The sequence below is a fragment of the Promicromonospora iranensis genome (assembly GCF_028994805.1).
In the GTDB taxonomy this organism is placed as follows: domain Bacteria; phylum Actinomycetota; class Actinomycetes; order Actinomycetales; family Cellulomonadaceae; genus Promicromonospora; species Promicromonospora iranensis.
In genome coordinates this window covers 244,837-269,844 of the sequence record NZ_JAJQQP010000009.1, presented here as the reverse complement: position 1 = coordinate 269,844, position 25,008 = coordinate 244,837, and the positions used below count along the sequence as shown (strand labels likewise).

At 71.9% G+C, this 25,008-nt stretch carries 18 protein-coding genes; 3 read left to right on the top strand and 15 right to left on the bottom strand.

Annotated elements, in window-relative coordinates; translation table 11 throughout:
- Window positions 1–28 precede the first annotated feature (28 nt).
- From LUM46_RS17135 to LUM46_RS17095, 9 genes are all read right to left on the bottom strand, one after another.
- Entirely contained in the window at window positions 29–1,039 is a 1,011-nt protein-coding gene (locus LUM46_RS17135) for a gluconeogenesis factor YvcK family protein (protein ID WP_274995432.1), read from the bottom strand.
- Window positions 1,036–1,974 (bottom strand): RNase adapter RapZ, encoded by a 939-nt coding sequence (gene rapZ, locus LUM46_RS17130; protein WP_274995431.1) that lies wholly within the window; start codon window positions 1,972–1,974, stop codon window positions 1,036–1,038. The genes LUM46_RS17135 and rapZ overlap by 4 nt, the downstream gene beginning before the upstream one ends.
- 19 nt (window positions 1,975–1,993) lie before the next feature.
- The gene (uvrC, locus tag LUM46_RS17125; protein ID WP_274995429.1) at window positions 1,994–3,940 is read right to left on the bottom strand and encodes an excinuclease ABC subunit UvrC; all 1,947 of its coding nucleotides are present in this window, start codon (window positions 3,938–3,940) and stop codon (window positions 1,994–1,996) included.
- A 44-nt stretch (window positions 3,941–3,984) separates the two neighbouring features.
- Window positions 3,985–4,470 (bottom strand): OsmC family protein, encoded by a 486-nt coding sequence (locus LUM46_RS17120; RefSeq protein ID WP_274995428.1) that lies wholly within the window; start codon window positions 4,468–4,470, stop codon window positions 3,985–3,987.
- A gap of 41 nt (window positions 4,471–4,511) precedes the next feature.
- Window positions 4,512–5,177, bottom strand: coding sequence for a response regulator (locus LUM46_RS17115; protein ID WP_274995426.1), 666 nt, complete (start codon window positions 5,175–5,177; stop codon window positions 4,512–4,514).
- Entirely contained in the window at window positions 5,174–6,505 is a 1,332-nt protein-coding gene (locus tag LUM46_RS17110; RefSeq protein ID WP_274995425.1) for a sensor histidine kinase, read from the bottom strand. Before LUM46_RS17110 ends, LUM46_RS17115 begins: the two co-directional genes overlap by 4 nt.
- A gap of 72 nt (window positions 6,506–6,577) precedes the next feature.
- A complete protein-coding gene (locus LUM46_RS17105) occupies window positions 6,578–7,684 on the bottom strand; it encodes an acyltransferase family protein (protein WP_274995424.1) in 1,107 nt (368 codons plus the stop codon).
- A gap of 105 nt (window positions 7,685–7,789) precedes the next feature.
- The gene (gene uvrA, locus LUM46_RS17100; protein ID WP_274995423.1) at window positions 7,790–10,735 is read right to left on the bottom strand and encodes an excinuclease ABC subunit UvrA; all 2,946 of its coding nucleotides are present in this window, start codon (window positions 10,733–10,735) and stop codon (window positions 7,790–7,792) included.
- An 82-nt stretch (window positions 10,736–10,817) separates the two neighbouring features.
- Entirely contained in the window at window positions 10,818–13,610 is a 2,793-nt protein-coding gene (locus LUM46_RS17095) for a tetratricopeptide repeat protein (RefSeq protein WP_274995422.1), read from the bottom strand.
- Window positions 13,611–13,830: 220 nt separating this feature from the next.
- Here LUM46_RS17095 and LUM46_RS17090 point away from each other — a divergent pair, with 220 nt between their 5' ends.
- Together LUM46_RS17090 and LUM46_RS17085 are read left to right on the top strand one after the other, a co-directional pair.
- Window positions 13,831–14,112: a YciI family protein gene (locus LUM46_RS17090; RefSeq protein WP_274995421.1), complete on the top strand. Its 282-nt coding sequence runs from the start codon at window positions 13,831–13,833 to the stop codon at window positions 14,110–14,112.
- 161 nt (window positions 14,113–14,273) lie between these two features.
- Window positions 14,274–15,140, top strand: coding sequence for a hypothetical protein (locus LUM46_RS17085; RefSeq protein ID WP_274995420.1), 867 nt, complete (start codon window positions 14,274–14,276; stop codon window positions 15,138–15,140).
- Window positions 15,141–15,293: 153 nt separating this feature from the next.
- Here LUM46_RS17085 and LUM46_RS17080 read toward each other — a convergent pair whose 3' ends face one another.
- The 6 genes from LUM46_RS17080 to LUM46_RS17055 form a co-directional block, all read right to left on the bottom strand.
- Window positions 15,294–16,295, bottom strand: a complete 1,002-nt coding sequence (locus LUM46_RS17080) for a TerC family protein (RefSeq protein WP_274995419.1) — start codon at window positions 16,293–16,295, stop codon at window positions 15,294–15,296.
- A gap of 226 nt (window positions 16,296–16,521) precedes the next feature.
- Window positions 16,522–18,636: an excinuclease ABC subunit UvrB gene (gene uvrB, locus LUM46_RS17075; protein ID WP_274995418.1), complete on the bottom strand. Its 2,115-nt coding sequence runs from the start codon at window positions 18,634–18,636 to the stop codon at window positions 16,522–16,524.
- Between the two features lie 45 nt (window positions 18,637–18,681).
- Window positions 18,682–20,070, bottom strand: coding sequence for an NAD(P)/FAD-dependent oxidoreductase (locus LUM46_RS17070; protein WP_274995417.1), 1,389 nt, complete (start codon window positions 20,068–20,070; stop codon window positions 18,682–18,684).
- 142 nt (window positions 20,071–20,212) lie between these two features.
- Window positions 20,213–20,899: a pyroglutamyl-peptidase I gene (locus LUM46_RS17065; RefSeq protein ID WP_274995477.1), complete on the bottom strand. Its 687-nt coding sequence runs from the start codon at window positions 20,897–20,899 to the stop codon at window positions 20,213–20,215.
- 44 nt (window positions 20,900–20,943) lie between these two features.
- Window positions 20,944–21,573: a dephospho-CoA kinase gene (gene coaE, locus LUM46_RS17060; RefSeq protein WP_274995416.1), complete on the bottom strand. Its 630-nt coding sequence runs from the start codon at window positions 21,571–21,573 to the stop codon at window positions 20,944–20,946.
- Between the two features lie 64 nt (window positions 21,574–21,637).
- Complete coding sequence (locus LUM46_RS17055; protein ID WP_274995414.1) at window positions 21,638–22,834, bottom strand: cytochrome P450; 1,197 nt, start codon at window positions 22,832–22,834, stop codon at window positions 21,638–21,640.
- A 266-nt stretch (window positions 22,835–23,100) separates the two neighbouring features.
- Between LUM46_RS17055 and LUM46_RS17050 the strand changes: the two genes are divergently transcribed.
- Window positions 23,101–24,990: an ABC transporter ATP-binding protein gene (locus LUM46_RS17050; protein ID WP_274995476.1), complete on the top strand. Its 1,890-nt coding sequence runs from the start codon at window positions 23,101–23,103 to the stop codon at window positions 24,988–24,990.
- Window positions 24,991–25,008 lie beyond the last annotated feature (18 nt).

Below are 25,008 nucleotides of genomic sequence, written 5' to 3'. Positions count from 1 at the left end.
CTCGGGCGAATTGTCCCGGCGTGTCGCCTCAGACGTCGCCGTAGACGCCCTCGAACACGTCGCGGTAGGCAGCGGCCAGGCGCAGCCCGTCGTGCTTGGCCGTGTCGTCGCCGCGCCGGACCTGTCGCATGATCACGCGGGCGCCCATCGACGCGGCGGCGGCCTCCAGGGCAGTGACGTCCTCCACCGCCGACGGGTCGGCGAGCACCGCGTCGATCCGCAGGCCGGGCGCGTGCTTGTGCAGGGCCTCCAGATGGTCGACGGCGGTGAGGCCCTCCGTCTCACCGTTCTCCGCCGAGAGGTTCAGGGTGACGCACCGTCGCGCCTTCGTGGTGTGCAGGGCCTCGGCGAGGGCGGGCACCAGCAGGTGCACCAGCACCGACGAGTACCAGGACCCGGGCCCGAGGACGACCCAGTCGGCGTCGAGCACGGCCTGTACCGCCTCGGGCGAGGCCGGCGGGTCCGCCGGGAGCAGCCTCAGCTGCTCGATCCGGCCCTCGGTGACGGCGACGCGGCTCTGCCCGACCACGGTCTCCAGCGAGGGCTCCGGCTCCCCCGGCGCGGCGGCGTGCCGAACGTCCGCCTCGACCACGAGCGGCACGGACGCCATCGGCAGCACCCGGCCACGGGCACCGAGGAGGCGGCCCACCCAGTCCAGGCCCTCCACCTCGTCGCCGAGCAGCTCCCACAGCGCCACGATGAGCAGGTTGCCCATGGCGTGGTTGTCGAGCTCCCCCTTCGACGAGAAGCGGTGCTGCAGCATCGCGCTCCAGGTGCGGCCCCACTCGGAGTCGTCGCACAGCGCCGCGAGCGCCATCCGCAGGTCGCCGGGGGGCAGCACGTCGAGCTCGTCGCGCAGACGCCCGGAGGAGCCGCCGTCGTCGGCCACCGTCACGACCGCCGTGAGGCGGTCGGACATGAGCCGCAGCGCGGACAGGCTGGCGGACAGGCCGTGGCCGCCGCCCAGGGCGACGACCGACGGGTTCTTGCTCCACTCCGGTGCTGGGACGTCCGGCACCCCCGGCGCGTGCGGGATCATTCGCGGCCCAGATCACGTGCCGAGACGGTGACGAGCTGGCCTCGGGCACGGAGCCGTTCGGCGATGGCTTCGGAGATGGCGACGGAGCGGTGCTTGCCTCCCGTGCATCCCACGGCGATGGTCACGTAGCGCTTCTCCTCGTTGAGGTAGCCGGCGAGCACCGGAGCCAGCGCGTCGACGTAGCGGTCGATGAACTCGACGGCGCCCGGACGGGCGAGCACGTAGTCGCGCACCGGCTGGTCCCGACCCGTGAGGTGCCGGAGCTCGGTGATCCAGTACGGGTTGGCCAGGAACCGTACGTCCACCACGTGGTCCGCGTCCAGGGGGATGCCGTACTTGAACCCGAAGGAGATGACGTTCACCCGCAGCACCTCGTTGATGTCGTGCGCGAGCCACCCGCGGATCTCCCGGGCGAGGTCGTGCACCGACAGGTCCGACGTGTCGATCCGCAGGTCGGCCCGTGCGGCCAGGGTCGCGACGACGGACCGCTCCTCCGCTATGCCGTCGAGGATGCGGCCCTCGCCCTGCAGCGGGTGCGGCCGCCGAACCTGCTCGAACCGGCGCACGAGCACCTCGTCGCTCGCGTCCAGGAACAGGATCCGGTAGGCCACCCCGGCCTCCGTCATGTGCACGAGCACCTTGTCCAGCTCCGAGAAGAACTGTCGGCCGCGCACGTCCACGACGACCGCGACGCGCTCGATGCTGGAGCCCTTGGCCATGAGGTCGACCAGCGGGATGAGCATCATGGGCGGCAGGTTGTCGACGACGTACCAGTCGAGGTCCTCGAGCACGGCAGCGGCCCGGGACCGGCCGGCGCCCGACATTCCGGTGATCACCAGGACCTGTGGTTCGCTGCGCTCGGGGCTGTGCGTGGCGGCCTCGACCTCGGCGATCCCGTCGGGAGCGGTGGTGGGTGACGGCTCGGTGTTGCTCATGGAGCCAAGCATGCCAGCGTCAGCCCTTGAGAGCCGCCACCACCGCCTCCGCCGTCTTGTCCCCCATGCCACGCACGCTGGCGATCTCCTCGACGCTGGCGGCCTTGAGCCGCTTGACCGAGCCGAAGTGCGTCAGCAGCATCTTCTTGCGCGCCGGCCCGAGCCCTGGGACGTCGTCGAGCACGGAAGCGGTCATGCCCTTGCTGCGCCGCCTACGGTGCTGCGTGATCGCGAACCGGTGCGCCTCGTCGCGGACCCGCTGCAGCAGGTACAGGCCCTCGCTGGAGCGCTGCAGGATCACCGGGTAGTCGTCGCCCGGCACCCATACCTCTTCCAGGCGCTTGGCCAGGCCGCAGAGCGCGACGTCGGTGATGCCGAGCTCGTCCATCGCCTTCTTCGCGGCGGCGACCTGGGGCGGCCCGCCGTCGACCACGACGAGGCTCGGCGGATAGGCGAACCGCGCCTTCTCCTCCGGCGCGTCGGCGTCGACCTCGCCACCGGACAGCTCGGCGGCCATCTCGACGTCGTTGGACTTGAGCCGGTCGGCCAGGTAGCGCTTGAAGCGGCGCGTGATGACCTCGTGCATGGCCTCCGTGTCGTCGCGGGCGCCGTCGCCGTCCGACCCCCGGATGCTGAACGAGCGGTACTCGCTCTTGCGCGGGAGGCCGTCCTCGAAGACCACCATCGACGCCGACTGGTAGGTGCCCTGCGTGTGCGAGATGTCGTAGCACTCGATCCGCAGCGGCGCCGACTCGAGGTCGAGCGCCTCCTGGATCTCCGCCAGGGCCTGGCTGCGCGTGGTGAGGTCGCCCGCGCGGCGCGTGCGGTGCACCATGAGCGCGTGCTCGGCGTTCTTGCGGACGGTGGCCGCGAGCTCCTTCTTGTCGCCGCGCTGCGGCACGCGCACGTCCACCCGCGCGCCACGCAGGCCCGTGAGCCAGGCGCCGACCTGCTCCAGGTCCGGCGGCAGCACCGGCACGAGGACCTCGCGCGGCACCGCGTCCCTGGCCTCCGGTCCGTCCACCTCCTCGGCAGCTCCGTACACCTGCTGCAGCAGGTGCTCCACGAGCTCGCCGTCGGTGATGTCCTCGACCTTCTCGACCACCCAGCCGCGCTGGCCGCGGATGCGCCCCCCGCGGACGTGGAACACCTGGACGGCGGCCTCGAGCTCGTCGCCCACGAGGGCGAAGACGTCTGCGTCCGTGGCGTCGCCGAGGACCACCGCGTTCTTCTCCGTGGCCCGCCGCAGGGCCTCGATGTCGTCGCGCAGCCGGGCCGCCTGCTCGTACTCCATCTCGGCGGCGGCCTCCTGCATGCGCTTGGTCAGCCGGCGCTCGAACTTCGCGGTGTCACCCGCCATGAAGTCGCAGAAGTCCAGGACGAGCGCCCGGTGGTCGTCGACGCTGATGCGGCCCACGCACGGCGCCGAGCACTTGTCGATGTACCCGAGCAGGCACGGCCGGCCCGACTGCCCCGCGCGCTTGTAGACGCCGGCCGAGCACGTCCGGATCGGGAAGACCCGCAACAGCAGGTCGAGGGTCTCCCGGATGGCCCAGGCGTGCCCGTACGGGCCGAAGTAGCGGGTGCCCTTGCGCTTCGCGCCGCGCATGACCTGGGCGCGCGGCACCTCCTCGCCCAGGGTCACGGCGAGGTACGGGTACGACTTGTCGTCCCGGTACTTCACGTTGAACCGTGGGTCGTACTGCTGGATCCAGGTGAACTCGAGGGCGAGCGCCTCGACCTCGGTGCCGACCACCGTCCACTCGACCGACGCCGCCGTCGCCACCATCCGCCGGGTGCGCTCGTGCAGGTTGGCGACGTCCTGGAAGTAGTTCGCCAGACGCTGCCGAAGGTTCTTCGCCTTGCCCACGTAGATGACCCGACCGTGCTCGTCGCGGAACCGGTAGACACCGGGCGACGTCGGGATCTCTCCCGCCTTGGGTCGATAGGTAGCTGGATCCGCCATGCCCTCAACCTATGCGGTGCCACTGACACCAGGGGCGGGACGTGTCAGGCCAGGACAGCCAGCGGCGCCGGCGTGCAGTGCACCGGGAAGTTCACGGACCGCGAGATGAAGCACATGGCGTGCGCCTTGTGGTGCAGCGCTGCCACGTGCTCGTCCGTCGCGAGCTCGCCCGGGTCCACCACGATCTTCGGGTGCAGCGTCACGTCGGTGAACGCGCCCTCGCCACGCGCCTCGACCCGCATGGTGCCCGTCGCCGAGTCCTTGTACTCGCGCACGACCAGGCCCGACTCCGCGGCGAGGTGCAGGAACCACAGCATGTGGCACTGGCTCAGGCTCGCGACGAACAGCTCTTCGGGGCTGTTCCTGGCCGGGTCACCCCGGAAGGCCGGGTCGGCCGACCCGGGCAGGGGCGGCTTGTGCGGCAGGTCGATCTCGTGGTCGCGCGAGTACGAGGTGTAGGACGAAGTCCCCGTGTCCCCAGCGCCCGTCCACCGCACCGTCACGGCGTAGTCATGCGTGGCTCCGCTCATGAAGCCAGCGTAGCGGCTGGTGGTCCGGATCACACCGCCGTTCAGGCGGGTGTCGCCGGGAGGAGCCCACGCCGGTACGCCTCGCCGACGGCTGCCGCACGGTCGCGCACCCCGAGCTTGCCGTAGGCGTGCAGGAGGTGCGTCTTGATGCTGGCCTCGCTGATGAACAGGCGACGGGCGGCCTCACGGTTGGACGCCCCACCGGCCACCAGGGCGAGCACCTCGAGCTCGCGTGCGGTCAGGACCGCGGGTGCCGGACGGCGTACCTGGCCCATGAGATGTTCCGCCGCCGTCGGGGCGAGGACCGCCTCGCCGCGGTGCGCCGCGCGGACGGCGGCGGCGAGCTCGTCCGTACCGACGTCCTTGAGGAGGTAGCCCGTGGCACCCGCCGCGACGGCGGCCAGCACGTCCGCCTCGCCGTCGAACGTGGTCAGGACCAGGATCCGCACCCCCGGCGCGCGCTCGCGCAGCTCCGCCGTCGCCTCGACCCCGTCCAGCACGGGCATCCGGAGGTCCATGAGCACCACGTCGACTCCGCCACGCGCCGCCCGGTCGACCGCCTGCCGCCCGTCGGGCACCTCGCCGACCACCGCGATGCCGGGTTCGTCGGCGAACGCGCCGCGCAACCCGTTGCGCACCACCGGGTGGTCGTCGGCGATCAGGAGCCGGATCGGGTGCTCGACGGCGGAGGAGTCGCCCGCGCTCATGCCGGCCCCGGTCCGACCAAGCACGCAGCACCGGCGGAGCCCGCGGCGCCCACCGGGACGGCACTGCCGGGCTGGACGCTCGCGCTGATCGCCGTCCCCTCGCCGGGCGAGCTCTCGACGACGAGGCGCCCGCCGACGCCCTCGAGCCGGTCCCGCATGGTGATCAGCCCGAAGGCCGGTGCGGTGGCGTCCGGCGAGAAGCCCGAGCCGTCGTCCCGGACGTCCAGCAGGACCGTGTCGTCCAGGTAGCTGAGCGTCACGCCCACCCGGCGCGCGGACGCGTGCCGCGCGACGTTGGTGAGCGACTCCTGCGCCGCGCGGAACAGCGCGACCTCGGCCGCGGGCGGTAGCGGGACGGCATCACCCGTGACCTGGCACGTGCAGGTCACGCCGTGGTCCGCCGCCCAGCGGCGGGTGAGGTCGGACAGCGCTTCGGGGAGCCGGGATCCCACCAGCTCACCCGGGTGCATCGACCGCACGGAGCGACGCGCCTCGGCCAGCGAGTCCCGTGCGAGGTCGAGCGCCCGGTCGACGTGCGGACGCGACCGGTCCGGGTCGTGCCACACCCGCTGCGCGGCCTGCACCTGGGTGACGATCCCGGTCAGTCCCTGCGCCAGCGTGTCGTGGATCTCGCCGGCCAGGCGACGTCGCTCGCCCGCGACGCCCGCCTCGCGTGCCTGTTCCACGAGCCGGGTGTGCAGCTCCTTGTTCTCGGCGAGGGCCGCCTCCAGGCGGGTGACCGCGCGCTGCTGCTCCTGCTGCTGCTCCATGCCCCTGACCGAGAGGACGTAACCTCCCGAGATCGCGAGGGTCTGCACGGCGACGATCAGGGCGAGCATCCCGACGGAGCGCAGCGTGGGCACCTGGCTGGTCGTCACGAGGTTGATGACCAGGGACGTGGCGAGCACCCCCGCGGTGACCGCCGCCCATGAGCGGCCGTGGCGCACCAGGTGGTAGGCGTGGAAGAACCCCGCGATCACGAGGATGACGAAGTAGTCGTCACGGACGGCGAGCACCGCGGCGACGACCAGCAGACCAGCCAGGTAGACGGCGGTCACCGCGCGGCTACGGACCAGCGGATCGTGCCGGGTGTGCCCCGCGAAGATCCACCCCGCGGCGAGCACGACCAGCACGAGCTGACGCGTCCGGTCGGCCGGGCTGTAGGCCCCGGGTTCCGGCATCATGAGGCTGAGCAGCACGGGCACGGCCAGGAGAGCCCAGGGCACGGCCACCAGGAACGCCTCGAACCGCAGCCAGATGTCCGGCCCGCCCAGGTCGGCGCGCCACTGGCGCACGGACCACCGTCGGGACGTGGTGATGTCGTCCACCGGGAACCAGCTCCTTCTCGTCGTGGTCCATCGTGACAGGCGACGTGCCCGGCGAGGAGACAGGCGACGGGCTCAGAGGATCCTCCGGGCACCCGGGATGGCGCGTGTCCCTCGCGCGACGGCCCAGCACACCGGGAGGGCGACGGCGGCCAGCAGGGCGAACTTCGCGACGGCGGGCGCCTCGACCGGGGCCAGCACCCGGCCGAGCAGGACCAGCACCGGTCCGTGGACGAAGTACACCGCGTAGGCGTTGTCGGCCAGGAAGCGGAGCCGCGGCCCCTGCGTGGCGAACCCGGTGCGAAACAGGACGAGGACGGCGGTGGTGAGCCCGAGCGCTGCCGTGACGGTCGCGCCGGCGGCCACCAGCGACTGCCACGACCCACGGCCGGCGAACGTGTCCGGGAAGGCGACCACCACAGCCAGGTAGACCACCGCACCGGCGAGGGCAGCGCCCGCCCCCGTCCAGCCGGCCCGCACGGTGAGCGCGTCCAGCCAGCCCCGGCGCAGCGCCAGCGTGCCGAGCCAGAAGAAGGCCACGTACAGGGGCAGGTGGTCGGGTGTGGGCAGGCCCACCACCGGCCAGTACGTCTCCGACGGCACCACGGTGCGCCACAGCCACACCGCCGCCGTCAGACCCGTCACGAAGGTGAGAACCGTCGCCGGTCCCGGCACGCCGCGCCCGACGACGGGCGCCGCCGGCCGGCCACGACGCAGGTACCGCCACCCGGCGTAGACCAGCGACATGACCAGGAGGGTCTCGACGAACCACATGTACCGCGGGGCCGCGGTGGTGACCAGCCAGCGCAACGGCGACGTCTCGGCGCCGGCCGCCGGGAAGGTGTGCAGGTTCATCAGGGGGTTCAGCACGACCAGGAACGCCAGCAGCGGGATCCCGAGCCGGCGCAGCCGGTCCGCGGCGAACGCCCTGGCGCCCTTGCGGTCCAGCGATCCCGGTGCGAACAGGCCCGAGACCGCGAAGAACGCGCTCATGAACCACAGCTGGTTCAGGACGAGGAACAGCAGGAGGAGGTCGGACGTCGGGCCACGACCGGGTTCGTGGAACGGCCACGCCGGGAGCGGGCTGTAGATGACTGCCGCGTGGTGCAGCACCACGAGGACGGTCAGCCAGAGACGGAAGTTGTCGACGAAGGCCAGGCGCGACGGGGCCGGTGTGCTCATGGCGTCCAGCGTCGTCCGCGGCAGGCCCGCGCGAATCAGCCGGCAGGACACCGATCGGTGGACATCCGGTCAGCCGATCGGTGGATGTCCGATCGGCTGACCGGCTCAGGCAGTCGCTCCGGCCTTGGCCTTCGTCGTCTTCTTCGCCGCGGGCTTGCGCTTGGCCTTGCCGTTCGCCGGCGGCAGCACCGGGACCTCTCCGGCCTGGACGTGCCCGTCGAGGATCTCGGCGAGGTACGTACCGGTGTGGCTCTCCGGCACCGCCGCCACGGCCTCGGGCGTGCCCTGCGCGACGACGAGCCCGCCACCGCTACCGCCCTCGGGACCCATGTCGACCACCCAGTCGGCGTTCTTGATGACGTCCAGGTTGTGCTCGATCACGATGACCGTGTTGCCCTTGTCGGCCAGCGACTGGAGCACACCGAGCAGCCGGCGCACGTCCTCGAAGTGCAGGCCGGTGGTCGGCTCGTCCAGCACGTAGGCCGAGCGGCCCGACGACCGCTTCTGCAGCTCCGCCGCCAGCTTGACGCGCTGGGCCTCGCCGCCGGACAGCGTGGGCGCCGGCTGCCCGAGCCGCACGTACCCCAGGCCGACGTCGACCAGCGTGGACAGGTGCCGCGAGATCGCCGGGAACGCCTTGAAGAAGTCCGCGGCCTCCTCGATCGGCATGTCGAGCACGTCGGCGACCGTCTTGCCCTTGAAGTGCACCTCGAGCGTCTCGCGGTTGTACCGCGCACCGTGACAGACCTCGCACGGCACGTAGACGTCCGGCAGGAAGTTCATCTCGATCTTGATCGTGCCGTCACCCGCGCACGCCTCGCAGCGGCCGCCCTTGACGTTGAACGAGAACCGGCCCGGCCCGTAACCACGGACCTTCGCCTCCTCGGTCTCCGCGAAGATCTTGCGGATCCGGTCCCACACGCCCGTGTACGTGGCGGGGTTCGACCGCGGAGTCCGGCCGATGGGCCCCTGGTCCACGTGCACGACCTTGTCGAGCTGGTCCAGCCCGGTCACGCGCCGGTGGCGGCCGGCGACCCGCCGGGCACCGTTGAGCTGGTTCGCCATGACCGTGTACAGGATCGAGTTCACGAGCGTCGACTTGCCCGACCCGGAGACGCCCGACACGACCGTCAGCACGCCGAGCGGGAACGACACGTCGACGTCGCGCAGGTTGTTCTCGTGCGCGCCCACGACCGTGACCTGCCGGTCGGGGTCGGTCGGCCGCCGCACCGCCGGCACGGGGATGGCGCGCCGCCCGGCGAGGTACGCACCCGTCAGCGAGTCCTTCTTCTCCAGCAGGCCGGCGTAGTCGCCCGAGTGGATGACGTCGCCGCCGTGCTCGCCGGCGCCCGGACCGATGTCGACGATCCAGTCGGCCGCGCGGATCGTGTCCTCGTCGTGCTCGACCACGATGAGCGTGTTGCCGAGGTCCCGCAGCCGCGTGAGGGTGTCGATGAGGCGGCGGTTGTCCCGCTGGTGCAGGCCGATGGACGGCTCGTCCAGCACGTACAGCACGCCGACCAGGCCGGAGCCGATCTGGGTGGCCAGCCGGATGCGCTGGGCCTCACCACCGGACAGGGTGCCGGCGGGGCGCTCCAGCGTGAGGTAGTGCAGGCCGACGTCGAGCAGGAAGCCCAGCCGTGCGTGGATCTCCTTGAGCACCTCGGTGGCGATCTGCGCCTCGCGCACACCGAGCTCGATGCCCTTGAGGAACTCGGCCGCCTCGCCCACCGGGAGCCGGCAGACGTCGGCGATGGACAGCCCGTCCACCTTCACCGCGAGCACCTCGGGCTTGAGCCGCGCGCCGCCGCACGTGGGGCACGGGACCTCACGCATGTACGCCTCGTACTTCTCCTTGGACCAGTCGGAGTCGGTCTCGCGGTGCCGGCGCTCCAGGAACGTCACGGCACCCTCGAACCCGGTCGAGTACTGCCGCTCGCGGCCCCACCGGTTCTTGTACTTGACGTGCACCTTGTGGTCCCGCCCGTGCAGGATCGCCTCGCGGGCGCGCTCGGGCAGGGCCCGCCACGGCACGTCCATGGAGAACTTCATCTCTTCCGCGAGCGCCGTCAGCACGCGCTCGAAGTACTCCGACGACGTCTGGGCCCACGGGGCGACGGCGCCGCCACGCAGCGTCTGCTCGTCGTCCGGGACGATGAGGTCGGGGTCGACCTCGAGCCGGAAGCCGATGCCCGTGCACTCCGGGCACGCACCGTAGGGCGCGTTGAACGAGAAGGTCCGCGGCTCGATCTCGTCGAGTGCCAGGGGGTGCTCGTTCGGGCAGGCCCGCTTCTCGGAGAACTTGCGGGTGCGCGCCAGGTCGTCGACGTCGGCGTCGACCAGCTCGATCATCACGAGGCCGTTCGCCAGGGTGAGCGCGGTCTCCACGGAGTCCGTGAGCCGGCGCTGCACCCCCTCGCGCGACACGAGCCGGTCGACGACCACCTCGATGTCGTGCTTCAGCTTCTTCTCCAGCGCGGGCGGGTCGGTCAGCTGCACGACCTCGCCGTCGACCCGGGCCCGGGAGAAGCCCTTGGCCTGCAGCTCCTTGAACAGGTCCGCGTACTCGCCCTTGCGTCCGCGCACCACGGGTGCCAGCACCTGGTACCGCGTGCCCTCGGGCAGCTCGAGGATCTGGTCCACGATCTGCTGCGGCGTCTGCGACTGCACCTTCTCACCGCACACCGGGCAGTACTGCGTGCCCGCGCGCGCGAAGAGCAGGCGCAGGTAGTCGTAGACCTCGGTGATGGTGCCGACCGTGGAGCGCGGGTTGCGGTTGGTCGACTTCTGGTCGATCGACACCGCGGGTGACAGCCCCTCGATGAAGTCGACGTCGGGCTTGTCCATCTGGCCCAGGAACTGGCGCGCGTACGCGGACAGGGACTCGACGTACCGGCGCTGCCCCTCGGCGAAGATCGTGTCGAACGCGAGCGACGACTTGCCGGACCCCGACAGCCCCGTGAACACGATGAGCCGGTCCCTGGGCAGGTCCAGAGAAACGTTCTTGAGGTTGTGCTCTCGGGCTCCCGAGACGACGAGACGATTGCTCACAGTGGCATCCTAGGGCGGCCCACTGACATTCGCACGCCTGTTCTAGCAATCAGGCTGACAGACTCATCACACCCGCGCCGGGTCAGCGGACGGCGCGACCACCGGCCATGCCCGACCGGCGCACGCGCGCCTGCAGGTCCAGTGCGCGCAGGAGGTCCTGCTCGTGGGCGTAGGACCCGTCGACGAGCCGGCGCCGGACGTCCACGACCTCCTGCGCATACTCCGCCGCGGAGTCGAGCATCTTCAGGTCGAGGTGGACCGAGACCATGTTCGACAGCGCGGAGGCCAGTCCGGGCAGGTGGAGCCCCGGGCTCCGGCGCGCGAGGTCCCGGCGCACCCGCACGGCCTCCGCCGTCGGTTCGACGCCCTCGTCCGGACGCCCCGCGTCGATGAGCGCGGCCCCCAGGTTCAGCAGCGCGTCGGCGAGGTCGGGCTCGAAGCGTTCGGGGTCGCCCACGGCGAGCAGCCGCAGCTGGGCGACCGCCTCCTTCGACGGCGCGACGGCGTCGTCGGCCCGGCCCAGCTCCGAGAAGAGCACCCCCAGGTTGGACAGCGACCGCGCCAGGTACTCCTCGCCCGGGTGCCCCTCCTCGGCCAGCCCGCGCCGGATCGCCACCGCCTCCTGCTCCAGGGGCAGTGCCTCCTCGGGCTCCCCGGCCCGCGAGTGCGTGACCGCGAGGTTCGACAGCGAGGCGGCCAGCATCCTGCGGAACCGGGCAGGGTTCTCCCGGGCGAGCCTGCGGCGCAGCAGCACCGCCTCGCGCTCGAGAGCGATCGCCTCGTCCAGGTCGCCGAGCCGGGAGCGGACCGCGCCCAGCGACGCGAGCGTGTAGGCGAGCGTCCAGTTGTGCGCCGCGGGGCTCTCGCGGGCGAGCTGGCGCCGCAGGGTGACGGCCTCGTCGAGCGGTGCTATCGCCTCGCGGTCGCGACCGAGCGCCGCGTACGCGTTGCCCGCGTTCGTCAGCGCGAACCCGAGCTGGGGCCGGTGCCGCTCGGGGGCCTGCACCACGAGCCTGCGGCTGAGGTCCAGCGCCTCCAGCGCGACCGGCAGGGCCTCTGCCGGCCGGCTCTCGGTGAGCGTCACCGCCCGGTTGGACAGGGTCTGCGCCAGGGAGACGCCCCACTGCCGCGGGTCGCGTGCGACGAGGGTCCGCAGGATCGGGATCACCTCCGCGACGCCCGCCTCGTGCTCCTGCCGACGGCCGGTCTCGTCGAGGGCGATCGTCAGGGTGATCAGCGCACGCGCGAGCTCCGCCTGGACCCACGTCCTGTCCCGCTCGGGAGCCGCCCGGCACAGGTCGACCGCCTCGCGCGCGAGCGTCACGACCTCCTGGGTCAGCCCTGCCCGCCAGTGGCTGGACGCCAGGGCGTTCATCGCGCCGACCAGCGCGGTCCGATACCGGTCCGGGTCCCCGGCCGCCAGCCGGCGCCATGCGGCGACCGCACCGTCGAGCGCGTCCAGCGACTCCGCCAGGCGTCCGGTCTCGTTCAGCGCCGTGCCCAGGTCGACGAGCGCCTCGGCCCGGCTCACGGCGTCACGTGCTGCCGCGACGGCCAGCTCGCCGCGCTCGACGTCGTCGGGGTTGGCATCGAGCAGGCTCCGGGGCTTGAGCATGAACATCGTGCGCAGCGCGCGCGGGTCGTCGCCACCGGCGTCGGTGGCCCGGCGCAGGAGCTCGCTCACGAGCGACGCCACCCCGGGCACATCGCCCAGCTCCACCTCGATCCGGCGGGCGACCCGGACCACCCGCAGCGCGACCTTCCGGGACACGCCCCACGTGCACGAGCCGACCAGCGCCCGTGACCGGCCGAGCCGGTCCACGATCAGGAGGTCACCGAGCCGGTCGTGCCCGGCGGCGCTCGTCCCGAGCCCCACCGTCGAGCGCTGCAGCCCGAGCAGCCACTGCGCACCCGCGCGCCCGGGCAGCCCCGGAACGACCCGGCGCAGCACGTCCCGAGCGCTCGCGGCGTCGTCGGCGCCCAGCAGGCACGCCGCGGCGACGACGTCCTGGACCTCGTCGATCGTCAGCTCCAACCCGGCCTCGCGCGCCGACCAGGCCCACGAGCTCGCGGCCACCTCCAGGAGCGCGCGCACCGGGTGGGGCTCGGCCACCGGGACGGGCGCCCCCGCTGCCTCGAGGGCGGCGAGCGCCGCCGCCGCGTGCAGGTCGACCACGCGGATCGCACCCGGCGGTTCCGGCGTGCGCACAGCCGCGGCCCCTGGGTTCCGGACACCGAGACGCTCCGCGAACGCGGCGGTCGCGGCCTCCAGCACCGCGTCGTCCGTCAGGCCCGGAGCCAGTGCGAGGTCCAGCGCGACCTGTGTGGCGTCGTCGCGCTCGAGCTGCGGCCACAGGGTCGAGCCCCAGCGCAGCCGGCGCAGCCACTCCCCCGCGACCCGGGCGAGCAGGAGGATGCGGGTCCGGCCACGGGCGGGGCGAGCCAGCGCGTCGAGCATCGCGCCCAGGCCGAGCCGGGTCGCCGCGTTGTCCACGACGAAGAGCACGTCGCCCTGGGGTCGCTGGCGGACCGCTGCGGCCTCGCGGCCGCGTGGCACGGGGAGCACCGTCCAGCCGGACTCGCTCATGCGGCTGCCGAACTCGTACGCGAGGCGGGTCTTGCCGAAGCCGGCGGGAGCGATGACGAGCCGCAGGCTGACCGGCACTGCGCTCTCGGCCCAGGTACGGAGCTCGTCGAGATCCTGCTCACGACCCATGAACGGGACCACCGCCCGGGCCGGGTCGAGCAGCGCGGTGGGCCACCGGATGGCGTCGAGCGGCTCGTCCGTAGCAGCCGTCAGCGGGCCGCGGCGGACCATCGTGCGGGCGGCCCGGACCGCGGCGGCCAACCGGGTCGACACCTCCGAGACCACCACGATGAGCAAGTCAACCGGACGAACGTCCAACACTGCAAGAGGAACGGGCAGACTGATTCACCCGGTGAACACCTCCGTACACGGACGAACATCGCGCAGCACCTGCTCAGACGCTCGTGAACGCCGTCACGAAGCCGCGGTCCGAGCCTCGACGACGGCGACGCGAGGAACTCCGTCAACGATTAACGGGCGTCGGGGCCGTGATGGCAGGCTGGCGCCCATGAGCATCTACGCCGTGAGCTACACCTACTCCGACGACGTGGCGACCCGGGACGAGGTCCGTCCCAGCCACCGTGACTTCCTGCGCGGGCTCAACGCGGAGGGCATCGTCCGCGCCTCGGGTCCGGTCGACGGCGGAGTGGGAGCCCTGGTCGTCGTCGAGGCCGAGTCCGCGGACGACGCCCTGCGGATCCTGGACGCCGACCCGTTCGAGGTCCGGGGCGTCATCGCCGAGCGCAGCGTGCGCCAGTGGGACGTGGTGATCGGCGGGCTCGCCGAGTAGGTCCCCCACCAGATTCACCCCCAACCAGGTCATACCCGTGTCATACCCGGGCCATACGGAGAGTTTTACGCAATAGTCACGTTCGAGGCATAGCGTGGCGAGCTCCGTGGTGCCCATGATGCCTGTTCCGGCACTGCTGACTACGTTCGGGGAGGCACTGCATGACCTCTGTCGAGAGTACGACGGTGACGTACGAGGAGATCGGCCCGCGGATCTGCGTGACGCCGCCGTACTACGCACTCGGTGATCTGACCAGCCCCGCTCCTGGGCTGGCCCGCGCCACGGTCCCGGTCCAGACGCCGACGGGACGTCAGATGACCCACATCAACCTGGCGGAGGGTGGACGCCACCTCGCCATCCTCGGCCTGTGCGCCGCGGCCTCCACGAACCCGAGGGCGGGGCAGCACTACTACCTCGCCCACCGTGGTGTCGGCAGGATGTACCCGCCTGCCAAGACACTGACCACGCTCCGCGGTACCGCGACCGCCCGGATGTCCGGGCGCAACCGGGCCTTCGCCGAGACCGAGCTGCGCGACGCCGACGACAATCTCGTGGCGCGGCTCGACCTCGAGTACCTGGTCCTGTCGGTGCCCGTGTTCCGGCGTCTGATGGGCCCGGCCACGGCACCCGACGCGACGGAGCCGGCGAGTCCTTACAGCGCGCCGGCCCCGCTCACCGACGTCGCCGTCGATGCCCGCGGCGCCACGGCCAAGCTCTCCGTGGAGGCCGCGACGTGCCAGGGGCATTTTGCCGGCCACCCGGCGCTGCCCGTGTCGGTCGCGGGTTACGCGACGTTCGCGCTCTTCGACCACGTCCTGGAGGCGGCGATGGGTCCCGACGCCCGGTGGCAGGCCGGCCGGTACCGGCTGGAGGCCGACCACCTGGCCTCGGCCGGCCAGACCTGCGCGGTCGACGTCGAGCCGTCCGCCCCCGCCGAGCCCGAGGCGCACGACAAGGGGTTCACCGGGACGCTCCGGTCCGGCGATCGGGACGTCTTCACCATCCAGGTGGACTACACCGACGTGTGACCACGGTGCAGTCCACCTGGATGGTGATCCGGCAACGTCGTGCGTCCGCACCTGGGCCCGGTCGGCAGTCTGCCGACCGGGCCCAGGTGCAGGTACGGGTGCGCCGACCGGAGCGTGGCGGGCGAGGCCCGACCACATCGGACGGCCCGTGGATCACACGCGCTCGTCGACCTTCTTCTCGGCACGCCGCACGGCGCGGTCGCGCAGGAGGCTCGCCACGGTGGTGATCGTCAGCGTCACCACGATGACGCCGAGCGACAGCGGCGTGCCGATCTCCGGGACGAAGGTGACGTGCTCGCCGCCGTTGATGAACGGCACCTCGTTGGTGTGCAGCGCGTGGATCACGAGCTTGGCACCTATGAACGCCAGGATGACCCCGAGCCCGTAGTTGAGGTACACGAGGCGGTCCAGGAGACCGTCGATCAGGAAGAAGAGCTGTCGCAGACCCAGGAGCGAGAAGGCGTTGGCGGTGAAGACCAGGTAGGTCTCCTGCGTGAGGCCGAAGATCGCCGGGATCGAGTCCACCGCGAAGAGGATGTCGGCGCTGCCGATGGCGAGCATGACGAAGAGCATCGGCGTGATGAGCCGCTTGCCGTCGACGCGGGTCGTGAGCCGGTCACCCACGTACGAGTCCGACGTGGGGAGCACACGGCGGGCCATCCGTAGCACGGCGTTCTCGTGGAACTCGTCCTCGTGCGAGGTACCCGCTCGCATCTGGCTGATCGCCGTCCAGACCAGGAACAGCCCGAAGAGGTAGAAGACCCAGCTGAAGTTCTCGATGAGGGCGGCGCCCACCAGGATGAAGACGGTGCGCAGCACGAGCGCGACGGTGATGCCCACCAGCAGGACCTTCTGCTGGAACGCCCTCGGCACCCGGAAGCTAGCCATGATGAGCACGAACACGAACAGGTTGTCGACCGAGAGACTCTTCTCGGTGATGTACCCCGCGAAGTACTCACCACCGTAGACCGGTCCCCACACCGCCCACACGAGGCCGCCGAAGGCGAGTGCGATGGCGACATAGCCGATCGACCAGCGGGTCGACTCACGCAGCGTGGGCGCGTGCGGTGTGCGCACATGGCCGACGTAGTCGAACACCAGCATCGCGACGATCGCGGCGACAGTGGCAGCCCAGACCCAGAAGGGCACATTCATATAAACCTCCGGTACGCAGCACGAGGCACCGAAAGTCTCGCCCGCCCACACCCGCCTGAGCGGGGGTGGACCCATGTGACCGGACCGGCATCGACACCGACCGTGATGACGGCCCCATGGCGAAGGACTACTCCCCTCCGACCCCGCGAAGCATACGTGATCCCCACAGCGCCTCGCACGTACCCAGGTTGCAGGGTTCTCCGGGCACTCGCCCCCTGACCGGCCCCTAGGCCGTTGCCGCCTGCATCTGCCGCAGCTCCTTCTTGAGGCCCGAGATCTCGTCACGCAACCGGGCCGCCACCTCGAACTGCAGCTCGGCGGCCGCCGCGTGCATCTGGTCGGTGAGCTCCTGGATGAGCTCGGCCAGCTCGCTCGCCGCGGCTCCGGACAGCCGGTTGCCCGACGTCGCGGCCTCCTTCGGCGCACCCGGGACGCGGGCGCCCCTGCCCTCGCCCTTCGCCTTGCGGTTGTTCCGGTACCCGCCGGCCAGGAGCTCCTGGGTGTCCAGGTCCTCGCGGGCGAGCATGTCCGTGACGTCCGCGATCTTCTTGCGCAGCGGCTGGGGGTCCAGACCTCGCTCCGTGTTGTAGGCCACCTGCTTCTCACGACGCCGGGTGGTCTCGTCGATCGCCATGCGCATCGCCGGCGTGATCTTGTCCGCGTACATGTGGACCTGGCCGGAGACGTTACGGGCCGCGCGACCGATGGTCTGGATGAGGGACCGACCAGACCGTAGGAAGCCCTCCTTGTCGGCGTCGAGGATGGCCACGAGCGACACCTCCGGCAGGTCCAGGCCCTCCCGCAGGAGGTTGATGCCCACCAGCACGTCGTACTCGCCGAGCCGCAGCTCGCGCAGCAGCTCGACGCGGCGCAGCGTGTCGACGTCCGAGTGCAGGTACCGCACCCGCACGTTGCGCTCCAGGAAGTAGTCCGTGAGGTCCTCGGCCATCTTCTTGGTCAGGGTCGTCACCAGCACGCGCTCGTTGCGGTCGACACGGTCCCGGATCTCGCCCAGCAGGTCGTCGATCTGCCCGGTCGTGGGCTTCACGATGACCTCGGGGTCCACCAGGCCGGTCGGACGGATGACCTGTTCCACCACGCCGTCGGACAGAGAGCGCTCGTAGTCGCCCGGGGTGGCCGACAGGTAGACCGTCTGTCCGATGCGCTCGGTGAACTCCTCCCACTTCAGCGGGCGGTTGTCCATCGCGCTGGGCAGGCGGAAGCCGTGGTCCACGAGGGCGCGCTTGCGGGAGGCGTCGCCCTCGTACATCGCGCCGATCTGGGGCACGGTCTGGTGCGACTCGTCGATGACGAGGAGGAAGTCCTCCGGGAAGTAGTCGAGCAGCGTGTTGGGCGCGGTACCCGGCTCACGGCCGTCGATGTGCATCGAGTAGTTCTCGATGCCGCTGCAGGTGCCGATCGAGCGCATCATCTCGATGTCGTAGGTGGTGCGCATGCGCAGCCGCTGTGCCTCGAGCAGCTTGCCCTGCTTCTCCAGCTCGGCCAGGCGGTCCTCGAGCTCCTTCTCGATGCCGCCGATGGCGCGCTCCATGCGCTCCGGGCCTGCCACGTAGTGCGTGGCCGGGAACACGTAGACGGACTGCTCGTTGCGGACGACGTCCCCGGTGAGCGGGTGCAGGGTCTGGATCGACTCGATCTCGTCACCGAACATCTCGATCCGGATGGCGAGCTCCTCGTACACCGGGATGATCTCCACGGTGTCGCCGCGCACCCGGAACGTGCCGCGCGTGAACGACATGTCGTTGCGCGTGTACTGCATGGTCACGAACTGGCGCAGCAGCTTGTCGCGCTCCACGACGTCACCCACGTCGAGCCGGACCATGCGGTCGACGTACTCCTGCGGCGTGCCCAGGCCGTAGATGCACGAGACCGAGGCGACGACGATGACGTCGCGCCGGGTCAGCAGCGACGAGGTCGCCGAGTGGCGCAGCCGCTCCACCTCGTCGTTGATCGACGAGTCCTTCTCGATGTAGGTGTCCGACTGCGCGATGTACGCCTCGGGCTGGTAGTAGTCGTAGTACGACACGAAGTACTCGACCGCGTTGTTCGGCAGCAGCTCCCGGAACTCCGTGGCGAGCTGCGCGGCGAGCGTCTTGTTCGGCGCCATGACGAGGGTCGGGCGCTGCAGCTGCTCGACGAGCCAGGCCGTCGTCGCCGACTTGCCGGTACCCGTGGCGCCCAGCAGCACCACATCCTTCTCGCCGGCCTGGACGCGCTTGGTCAGCTCGGCGATCGCCGTCGGCTGGTCGCCGGCCGGCTCGTATTCGGAGATGACCTCGAACGGGGCCACCGTGCGCTGCAGATCGGTCACGGGTCGCATGTGACTACGGTACGACCCACCACTGACAGTCCCCCGCGAGCCACCTCACAGCCGGAGCGGAGCGGGCGCGTCGGCGGGGGCGCCCTTCTCGAAGAGCACCGACCGGACGACCGCCGGCCGGAACAGCTCGGTGGGCGGGGCCAGGAGCGCCAGCACCCTGCGGAAGCTGGCCTGGACCTCCGGGTTGACCCCGCACCGCTCCTGGACCCTCGCGAGGTACCAGCCGGTGAGCTTGTCGCGGAGGGTCCGCCTCGCGGCGTTGCCGGTGACTCCCGGCCGTGCCTTGTCCGCGCCCGTGGAGATGGTCCAGGCCTGGGCCGACGCCGCGAGCAGTGCCGCCTGCGTCCGGCGGTTCGCGTGCCCCGCGGCGAGGCTCTCGTCGAGCGCGACGGCGGCGAGCGCCGCCGTCGACATGCCCTGGCCGAACACGGGGTTCAGCGCGCACAGCGCGTCACCGGTGACGAGCAGCCCGTCGGGCACCAGGCGGTCGTACGCCCTGCGCACGTTCTCCGTCCGGAGGTACCCGAACACCGGTGAGAGCGGCTCGGCCCTGTCCAGCCACTGGCGCACGAGGGGGTGCGGCTGACGGTCGGCCAGCGCCTCGAACGCGCCGGGATCGGTGGGCAGCGGCTCGCCCCGCGGCGTGGCGAAGGTGATCATGTGGGTGCCCTCGGGCTCCACCGGGACGATCACGGCGCCCATCGTGTCCCCCACCAGGTACACGAGGCGGGCGTCGGTCAGCGCGCCGTCCGAGCCGTCACGGTAGACGCGGGTGGCGTAGCCCAGGCCGGCCTCGACACGGTCCTCGGCGGGCCGGGCGACACCGAGCCGCTCCAGCCACTCGGGCGTGCGCGAGGATCGCCCGGAGGCGTCGACGACCAGGTCGGCGGCGAGCACCGTCGGCTCGGCGTCGGCGCGCTCCCCACCGCGTTCGCGCAGCAGTACGCCGGTGACCCGCTCCGCGGTCCCGGTCAGCCCGACGGCGTCGGTCCCCTGCACGGCCGTGACCCTCGGGTGCGCGAGGACCCGGGTCCGCACCCCGTGCTCCAGCAGGGGCCGGGTGAGGCACAGCGTCGTGGACGTCGCGGGCCCCCTGCCGAACCAGCGGCCGCGCATGTTCTGGAGGTACTCGCTGGGCGACCGGACCTGCAGCGCCCCTGCCGCGACCAGCTCCGCCTCGAGGCCGGGCAGGAACCGCTCGGTGGCCAGCAGGCCGCTCTCCAGGAGGAGGTGGGTGTGCTTGCTCTGCGGCACTCCCTTGCGCGGCCCGGGCCGGTCCGGGTACCTGTCGCGCTCGACGACGGTCACCCGTCCCGCGTGCTCCGCGAGCGCTGCCGCCGCGAGCAGGCCGGCGATGCTCCCCCCGACGACGACCGCGTGCCCCCTGCCGTCGCCGACGCCCTGCCCGGCTCCGTCCGCCTGCCCGTCACCCACGCCGCACCACCTTCCCCGACCGATCCCCGACCGACGACCGTCGTTCCGACGCTCGCCGGACCACAATGTCCGTTCAGTCCGATTCTCGACCAGCGCTGACCGCTGGGCAAGGCCCGACGGCGCCCGTGACGCCGGCGAGCCGTCAGTGCAGCGCCCCGGCGGCCGCGGCGACCTCCACCGCCTCGCCGCGGGCCGCGGCGAGCGCCGTGCGCACCACGATCTCCAGCGCGCGAGCGAGCGCCTCGAGCGGGAGGTGCGGCTCGCCGCCGTCGGACAGTGCGGAGGCGGATGCCTCTCCCCCGACCTCTTCGGTGGTGCGCGGTACGTGGACGAAGCCGGACAGCACGCCGGGCCGCTCGGCCAGGGCGTGCTGCAGCGCGTAGAAGGTGGCGTTGCAGACGTACGTCCCCGCGCTGTACGTGACGCCGGCGGGGATGCCCGCCGCACGGACCGCGGCCACGGCTGCCTTGGCCGGCAGCGTGGTGAACCGGGCGTCGGGGCCGCCGTCGGCCACCGGGGCGTCGGCCGGCTGGGCGCCGCCGTTGTCGGGGATCCGGGCGTCCATCAGGTTGATGGCGACCTGCTCGACCCGCACCTGGGTGGCCCCGGCGGCCAGCCCAACAGCGAGGACGACGTCGGGCCGGTGCGCGTCCAGCAGCCGCAGCAGCGGGCCGTCGGCTGCGCGGACCTGGCCGAACTCCACCGGGAGGACCGCCGTGACGAGCTCGTCCGGACCTGCCCAGCGCGCCGCGAGCGCCGCGACCGCGTCCGCCGACGCGTTGGTGGCGTCACCGCCGAACGGCTCGAAACCTGTGACCAGCACCTTCATCACGCACGCTCCTCACCCGGGCCGTGCGGGTCACGCCGGCCGGATCACGCGGAGTCCGCCTCCGTCTCCTGCGCGACCTCTCCGGCCACGCGCTGCCACAGGGTATCCACCTGGGCGCGCAGGTCGTCCTCGCTCCCCGAACCGTCCAGGGTGAAGTCTGCGGCGGCGAGCCGTTCGTCGTCCGTGGCCTGCGCGTCGAGGCGGGAGCGCGCCGCCTCCTCGCTCAGCCCGCGCCCCTCGACGAGACGGCGTACCCGCTGCTCGGCGGGCGTGTGCACCACCACGAGCAGGTGGAAGCGCTCGGCCAGGCCGGTCTCCACGAGCAGCGGGATGTCGTGCACCACGACGGCGGTCGGGTCCGCGGCCGCCGCCATCGCCTCCCGCTCGGCGGACAGCCGCCGCACCTCCGGATGCACGATGTCGTTCAGCCGGCTGCGGGCGGCGTCGTCGGCGAAGACCAGGGCGCCGAGCCCTGGCCGGTCGAGGCTGCCGTCCGGCAGCAGGACGACGTCGCCGAACGCCTCGACGATCGCGGCCAGGCCGACCGTCCCGGGCGCTACCGCCTCTCGGGCCAGCAGGTCGTGGTCGATGACGACGGCGCCGAGCTCGGCCAGTCGCGCTGTCGCGACCGACTTGCCGGCCGCGATCCCTCCGGTCAGTCCGATGCGAAACATGGGCTCCATCCTGCCCCCTCCGGCCCGGCTCTGTCAGACGAAGCCGGACCGGAGCGGGCCGGCGTCACACCCGGGCAGGCGTGCGAGCGGCCTGCCGCTCGGGCGTGAACGCCACGGGCAGCACCGCCGGGTACCGCGACCACGGCGAGGGTGCCCAGGTCACGTCGGGGTCGGTGAGGCGCAGGTCGAGACGCTCCATGAGGCTCTCCACCGCGATCTTCACCACCAGCCGACCCGGGCGCCGGGCGGGGCACGCGTGCGGCCCGACGCCGAACGACAGGTGCGACCGGTTGTTCGCCTCGAACAGGTCCTCCGTGGTGCGTACCCGCGGGTCGTTGTTCGCGGCGGCCAGGCCCATGACGATCGCGTCCCCGGCCCGGATCCGCACCTCGCCGAGCGTGCAGTCCGTGACCGCGTACCGGGCGGGCAGGTTCGCCACCGGCGGCTCGCTCCACAGCGTCTCGTCCAGCGCGTCGTCGAGGCCCCTGCGCACCCCGGTGACCCGACCGGTGTAGCGCGGGTCGGTGAGCATCCGGCGCAGGGTGGCCGCTATCCAGGTCACGAGCATCTCGTTGGCCGCGCAGATCGCCACGACCATCGAGTGCACGATCTCCGTGTCGTTCTCGAAGCTCGGGTGCTCCACGAAGCGCGCGGTGAGGTTGTTCCCGGGGTCCTCCCGCGTCGCGAGGACGTGGTCGAGCACTATCTGGTCCATGGTGGCCAGCGCCGTCACGGAGTCGCCCCCGTGCCCGAAGACGCCGTGCGCGCACCGCAGCAGGGCGATGCCCTGCCGCTCGTCGAACCCGAACATCCCCGACACCGACAGGAAGGACACCGCCGCCGCGTACCCGCCGATCAGGTCGGCGTGGCCCTGGGCGGCGAAGGAGTCGATGAGCCGGCTGCACACGCCGCGCACCATCGCGGCAGTCTGCGCCTCGTCCATGCTCGCGAACGCCTCGTCCACGGGCAGCCGCAGCCGCCGGTGGTCCGCGCCGTCCGCGTAGTACAGCGCGCGCCGTCCGGCCGGGGACAGGATCGCGTGCAGGGTCGAGTCCAGTGGCAGCCGCTCCTTCCAGTGCCGCGGGTCGCGCGCGAAGACACTCTCCGTGCGCATGACCTCCATGACCTCGGCGTGCCCCAGCACGAGCCAGCCCGGCACTCCCGGCTCCAGGTCCACGGGGGCTACGGGGCCCCACTGGTCCTGCAGCTTCCGCAGTGCTGCAGTCATGTCCTCCGCGCCGGTCAGATCTACCAGCGCCACGCGACCTCCGCTTCGCTGCGGCTCCAGGTCAGACATGGCCCTCCACCCGTCGATATTCATCGAATCATCCATCGAAGTATGGGGCGACCTGCGTAGACGCCCGATCGTGGGTTTCTATCACGGGCTGCGGAGAACACGTAACACCCGCGTGGTCCAGATCACCCTCGATCCACCCGCTACGTTCGGGTCACCTGTGCTCACCGGCAGCACGGGGTGGCGCCGATACCCCCCGGGGCCGGGTCGCGTGGGACCATGCACCGGTGAGCATGCACGGTGGCGGCGGGAGTATGGGCGGAGGCCGCGCGATGCGGTCGTTCACGCAGGACGGCTCGGTCGCCCACCAGCGTCTCGGCTGGGCCACGCTGCGGCGCATAGCCAGCTTCGCCCGCCCCTACCGGGGCCGGCTGATCCTGTTCGTGGTGATCCTGGCCCTGGAGGCCGCTGCGGGTGCCGCCACCCCGCTGTTGTTCCAGCGCATCATCGACCACGGCATCGTCGACGGCGACAAGCGCCTGGTGGTCCTCCTGGCCGGCGCCGCGGCGGTGCTCGCGATCCTCGCCGCCGGCCTGTCCGTGGCGGACCGGTTCGTCTCGTCCCAGGTGGGCGAAGGACTCATCCTCGACCTGCGCGTCGCCGTGTTCGACCATGTGCAGCGCATGCCGCTCGCCTTCTTCTCGCGCGCCCGCACGGGTGCGCTGGTGCAGCGGCTCAACGGCGACGTGCTCGGGGCGCAGCGGGCCTTCACGTCGACCCTGCAGACGGTGGTCTCCAACACCCTGACCATCGCGTTCACGCTCGCGGCGATGCTCACCATGTCGTGGGAGCTCACGCTCGGGGCGCTCGCGCTGGTCCCGCTGTTCGTGTTCCCCGCGCGCTGGTTCGGCCGCCGGCTCGCGACCCTGACCCGGCGCGGCATGGAGGTGGACGCCGACCTGGGCCAGGTCATGAACGAACGGTTCAACGTCTCCGGCGCACACCTCGTGAAGGTCTTCGGTGATCCGGCGACCGAGTCCGAGCGCTTCGCCGAGCCCGCCCGCGAGCGCCGTGACCTCGGCGTCCGCACCGCCCTGCTCGGCACGTGGTTCCGGGTGGGGCTGTCGACCATCGCGTCGCTGGCCGTGGCGGGCGTGTACGGGCTGGGCGGTCTGCAGGCCATCGCGGGTGAGCTCACCGTCGGCACCGTCGTGGCGCTCGCCACCTATCTCACGCGCCTGTACGGCCCCTTGACGGCGATGGCGAACGTCCAGGTCGACGTCATGACCGCGCTCGTGTCGTTCGAGCGCGTGCTGGAGGTCCTCGACCTGGAGCCGTCGGTGGCCGAGAAGCCGGACGCCGTCGACCTGCGGGCGGCTGTCGCGCGCCGGGGCGCGTCCGTCTCCCTGACGGACGTGACGTTCCGGTACCCACGGGCCGAGGAGGTGTCCCTCGCGTCCCTGGAGTCGGTGGCGGGCCAGCGCAAGGACCCGACGACGGACACGCTGGTCGACGTCTCGTTCGAGGTTCCCGCGGGGTCGATGGTGGCGCTCGTCGGCCCGTCCGGGGCGGGCAAGACGACCGTGTCCCAGCTGGTCAGCCGCATGTACGACCCGACGTCGGGCACCGTCCGCATCGCCGGGGCCGACCTGCGCGACGTGACGTTCGCGTCGCTGCGGGCCACCGTCGGCGTCGTCTCCCAGGACGCGCACCTGTTCCACGACACGATGGCGGCGAACCTCCGGTTCGTCCGCCCGGAGGCGACGGACGCCGACCTGGAGCGGGTGCTGCGCCAGGCGCGCATCTGGGACCTGGTCGACCGGCTGCCCGAGGGCCTGGAGACGGTGGTGGGCGACCGCGGCTACCGGCTGTCCGGCGGTGAGCGGCAGCGCCTCGCGATCGCCCGGCTGCTGCTCAAGGCGCCCGACGTCGTGGTGCTCGACGAGGCGACCGCGCACCTCGACTCGGAGTCCGAGGCCGCCGTGCAGGTCGCGCTCGACCAGGCGCTCGCCGGGCGGACGTCGCTGGTCATCGCGCACCGGCTGTCCACGGTCCGGGCGGCGGACCGCATCGTGGTGCTCGCCGACGGGCGGATCGCCCAGTCGGGCACGCATGCCGAGCTGATCGCCGCAGGAGGCCTGTACGCCGACCTGTACCGGACCCAGTTCGCGGCGACCTCCTGAGCGCACTCCCGCCCGGGC

Bases quoted from the DNA above. Each gene is read 5' to 3' on its own strand.
- uvrC (WP_274995429.1), bottom strand. From the start codon at position 3,940: ATGGCGGATCCAGCTACCTATCGACCCAAGGCGGGAGAGATCCCGACG.
- LUM46_RS17085 (WP_274995420.1), top strand. From the start codon at position 14,274: ATGACCTCTGTCGAGAGTACGACGGTGACGTACGAGGAGATCGGCCCG.
- rapZ (WP_274995431.1), bottom strand. From the start codon at position 1,974: ATGAGCAACACCGAGCCGTCACCCACCACCGCTCCCGACGGGATCGCC.
- LUM46_RS17050 (WP_274995476.1), top strand. From the start codon at position 23,101: ATGCACGGTGGCGGCGGGAGTATGGGCGGAGGCCGCGCGATGCGGTCG.
- LUM46_RS17065 (WP_274995477.1), bottom strand. From the start codon at position 20,899: ATGAAGGTGCTGGTCACAGGTTTCGAGCCGTTCGGCGGTGACGCCACC.
- LUM46_RS17105 (WP_274995424.1), bottom strand. From the start codon at position 7,684: ATGAGCACACCGGCCCCGTCGCGCCTGGCCTTCGTCGACAACTTCCGT.
- LUM46_RS17090 (WP_274995421.1), top strand. From the start codon at position 13,831: ATGAGCATCTACGCCGTGAGCTACACCTACTCCGACGACGTGGCGACC.
- LUM46_RS17135 (WP_274995432.1), bottom strand. From the start codon at position 1,039: ATGATCCCGCACGCGCCGGGGGTGCCGGACGTCCCAGCACCGGAGTGG.
- uvrB (WP_274995418.1), bottom strand. From the start codon at position 18,636: ATGCGACCCGTGACCGATCTGCAGCGCACGGTGGCCCCGTTCGAGGTC.
- LUM46_RS17120 (WP_274995428.1), bottom strand. From the start codon at position 4,470: ATGAGCGGAGCCACGCATGACTACGCCGTGACGGTGCGGTGGACGGGC.
- LUM46_RS17115 (WP_274995426.1), bottom strand. From the start codon at position 5,177: ATGAGCGCGGGCGACTCCTCCGCCGTCGAGCACCCGATCCGGCTCCTG.
- LUM46_RS17080 (WP_274995419.1), bottom strand. From the start codon at position 16,295: ATGAATGTGCCCTTCTGGGTCTGGGCTGCCACTGTCGCCGCGATCGTC.
- coaE (WP_274995416.1), bottom strand. From the start codon at position 21,573: ATGTTTCGCATCGGACTGACCGGAGGGATCGCGGCCGGCAAGTCGGTC.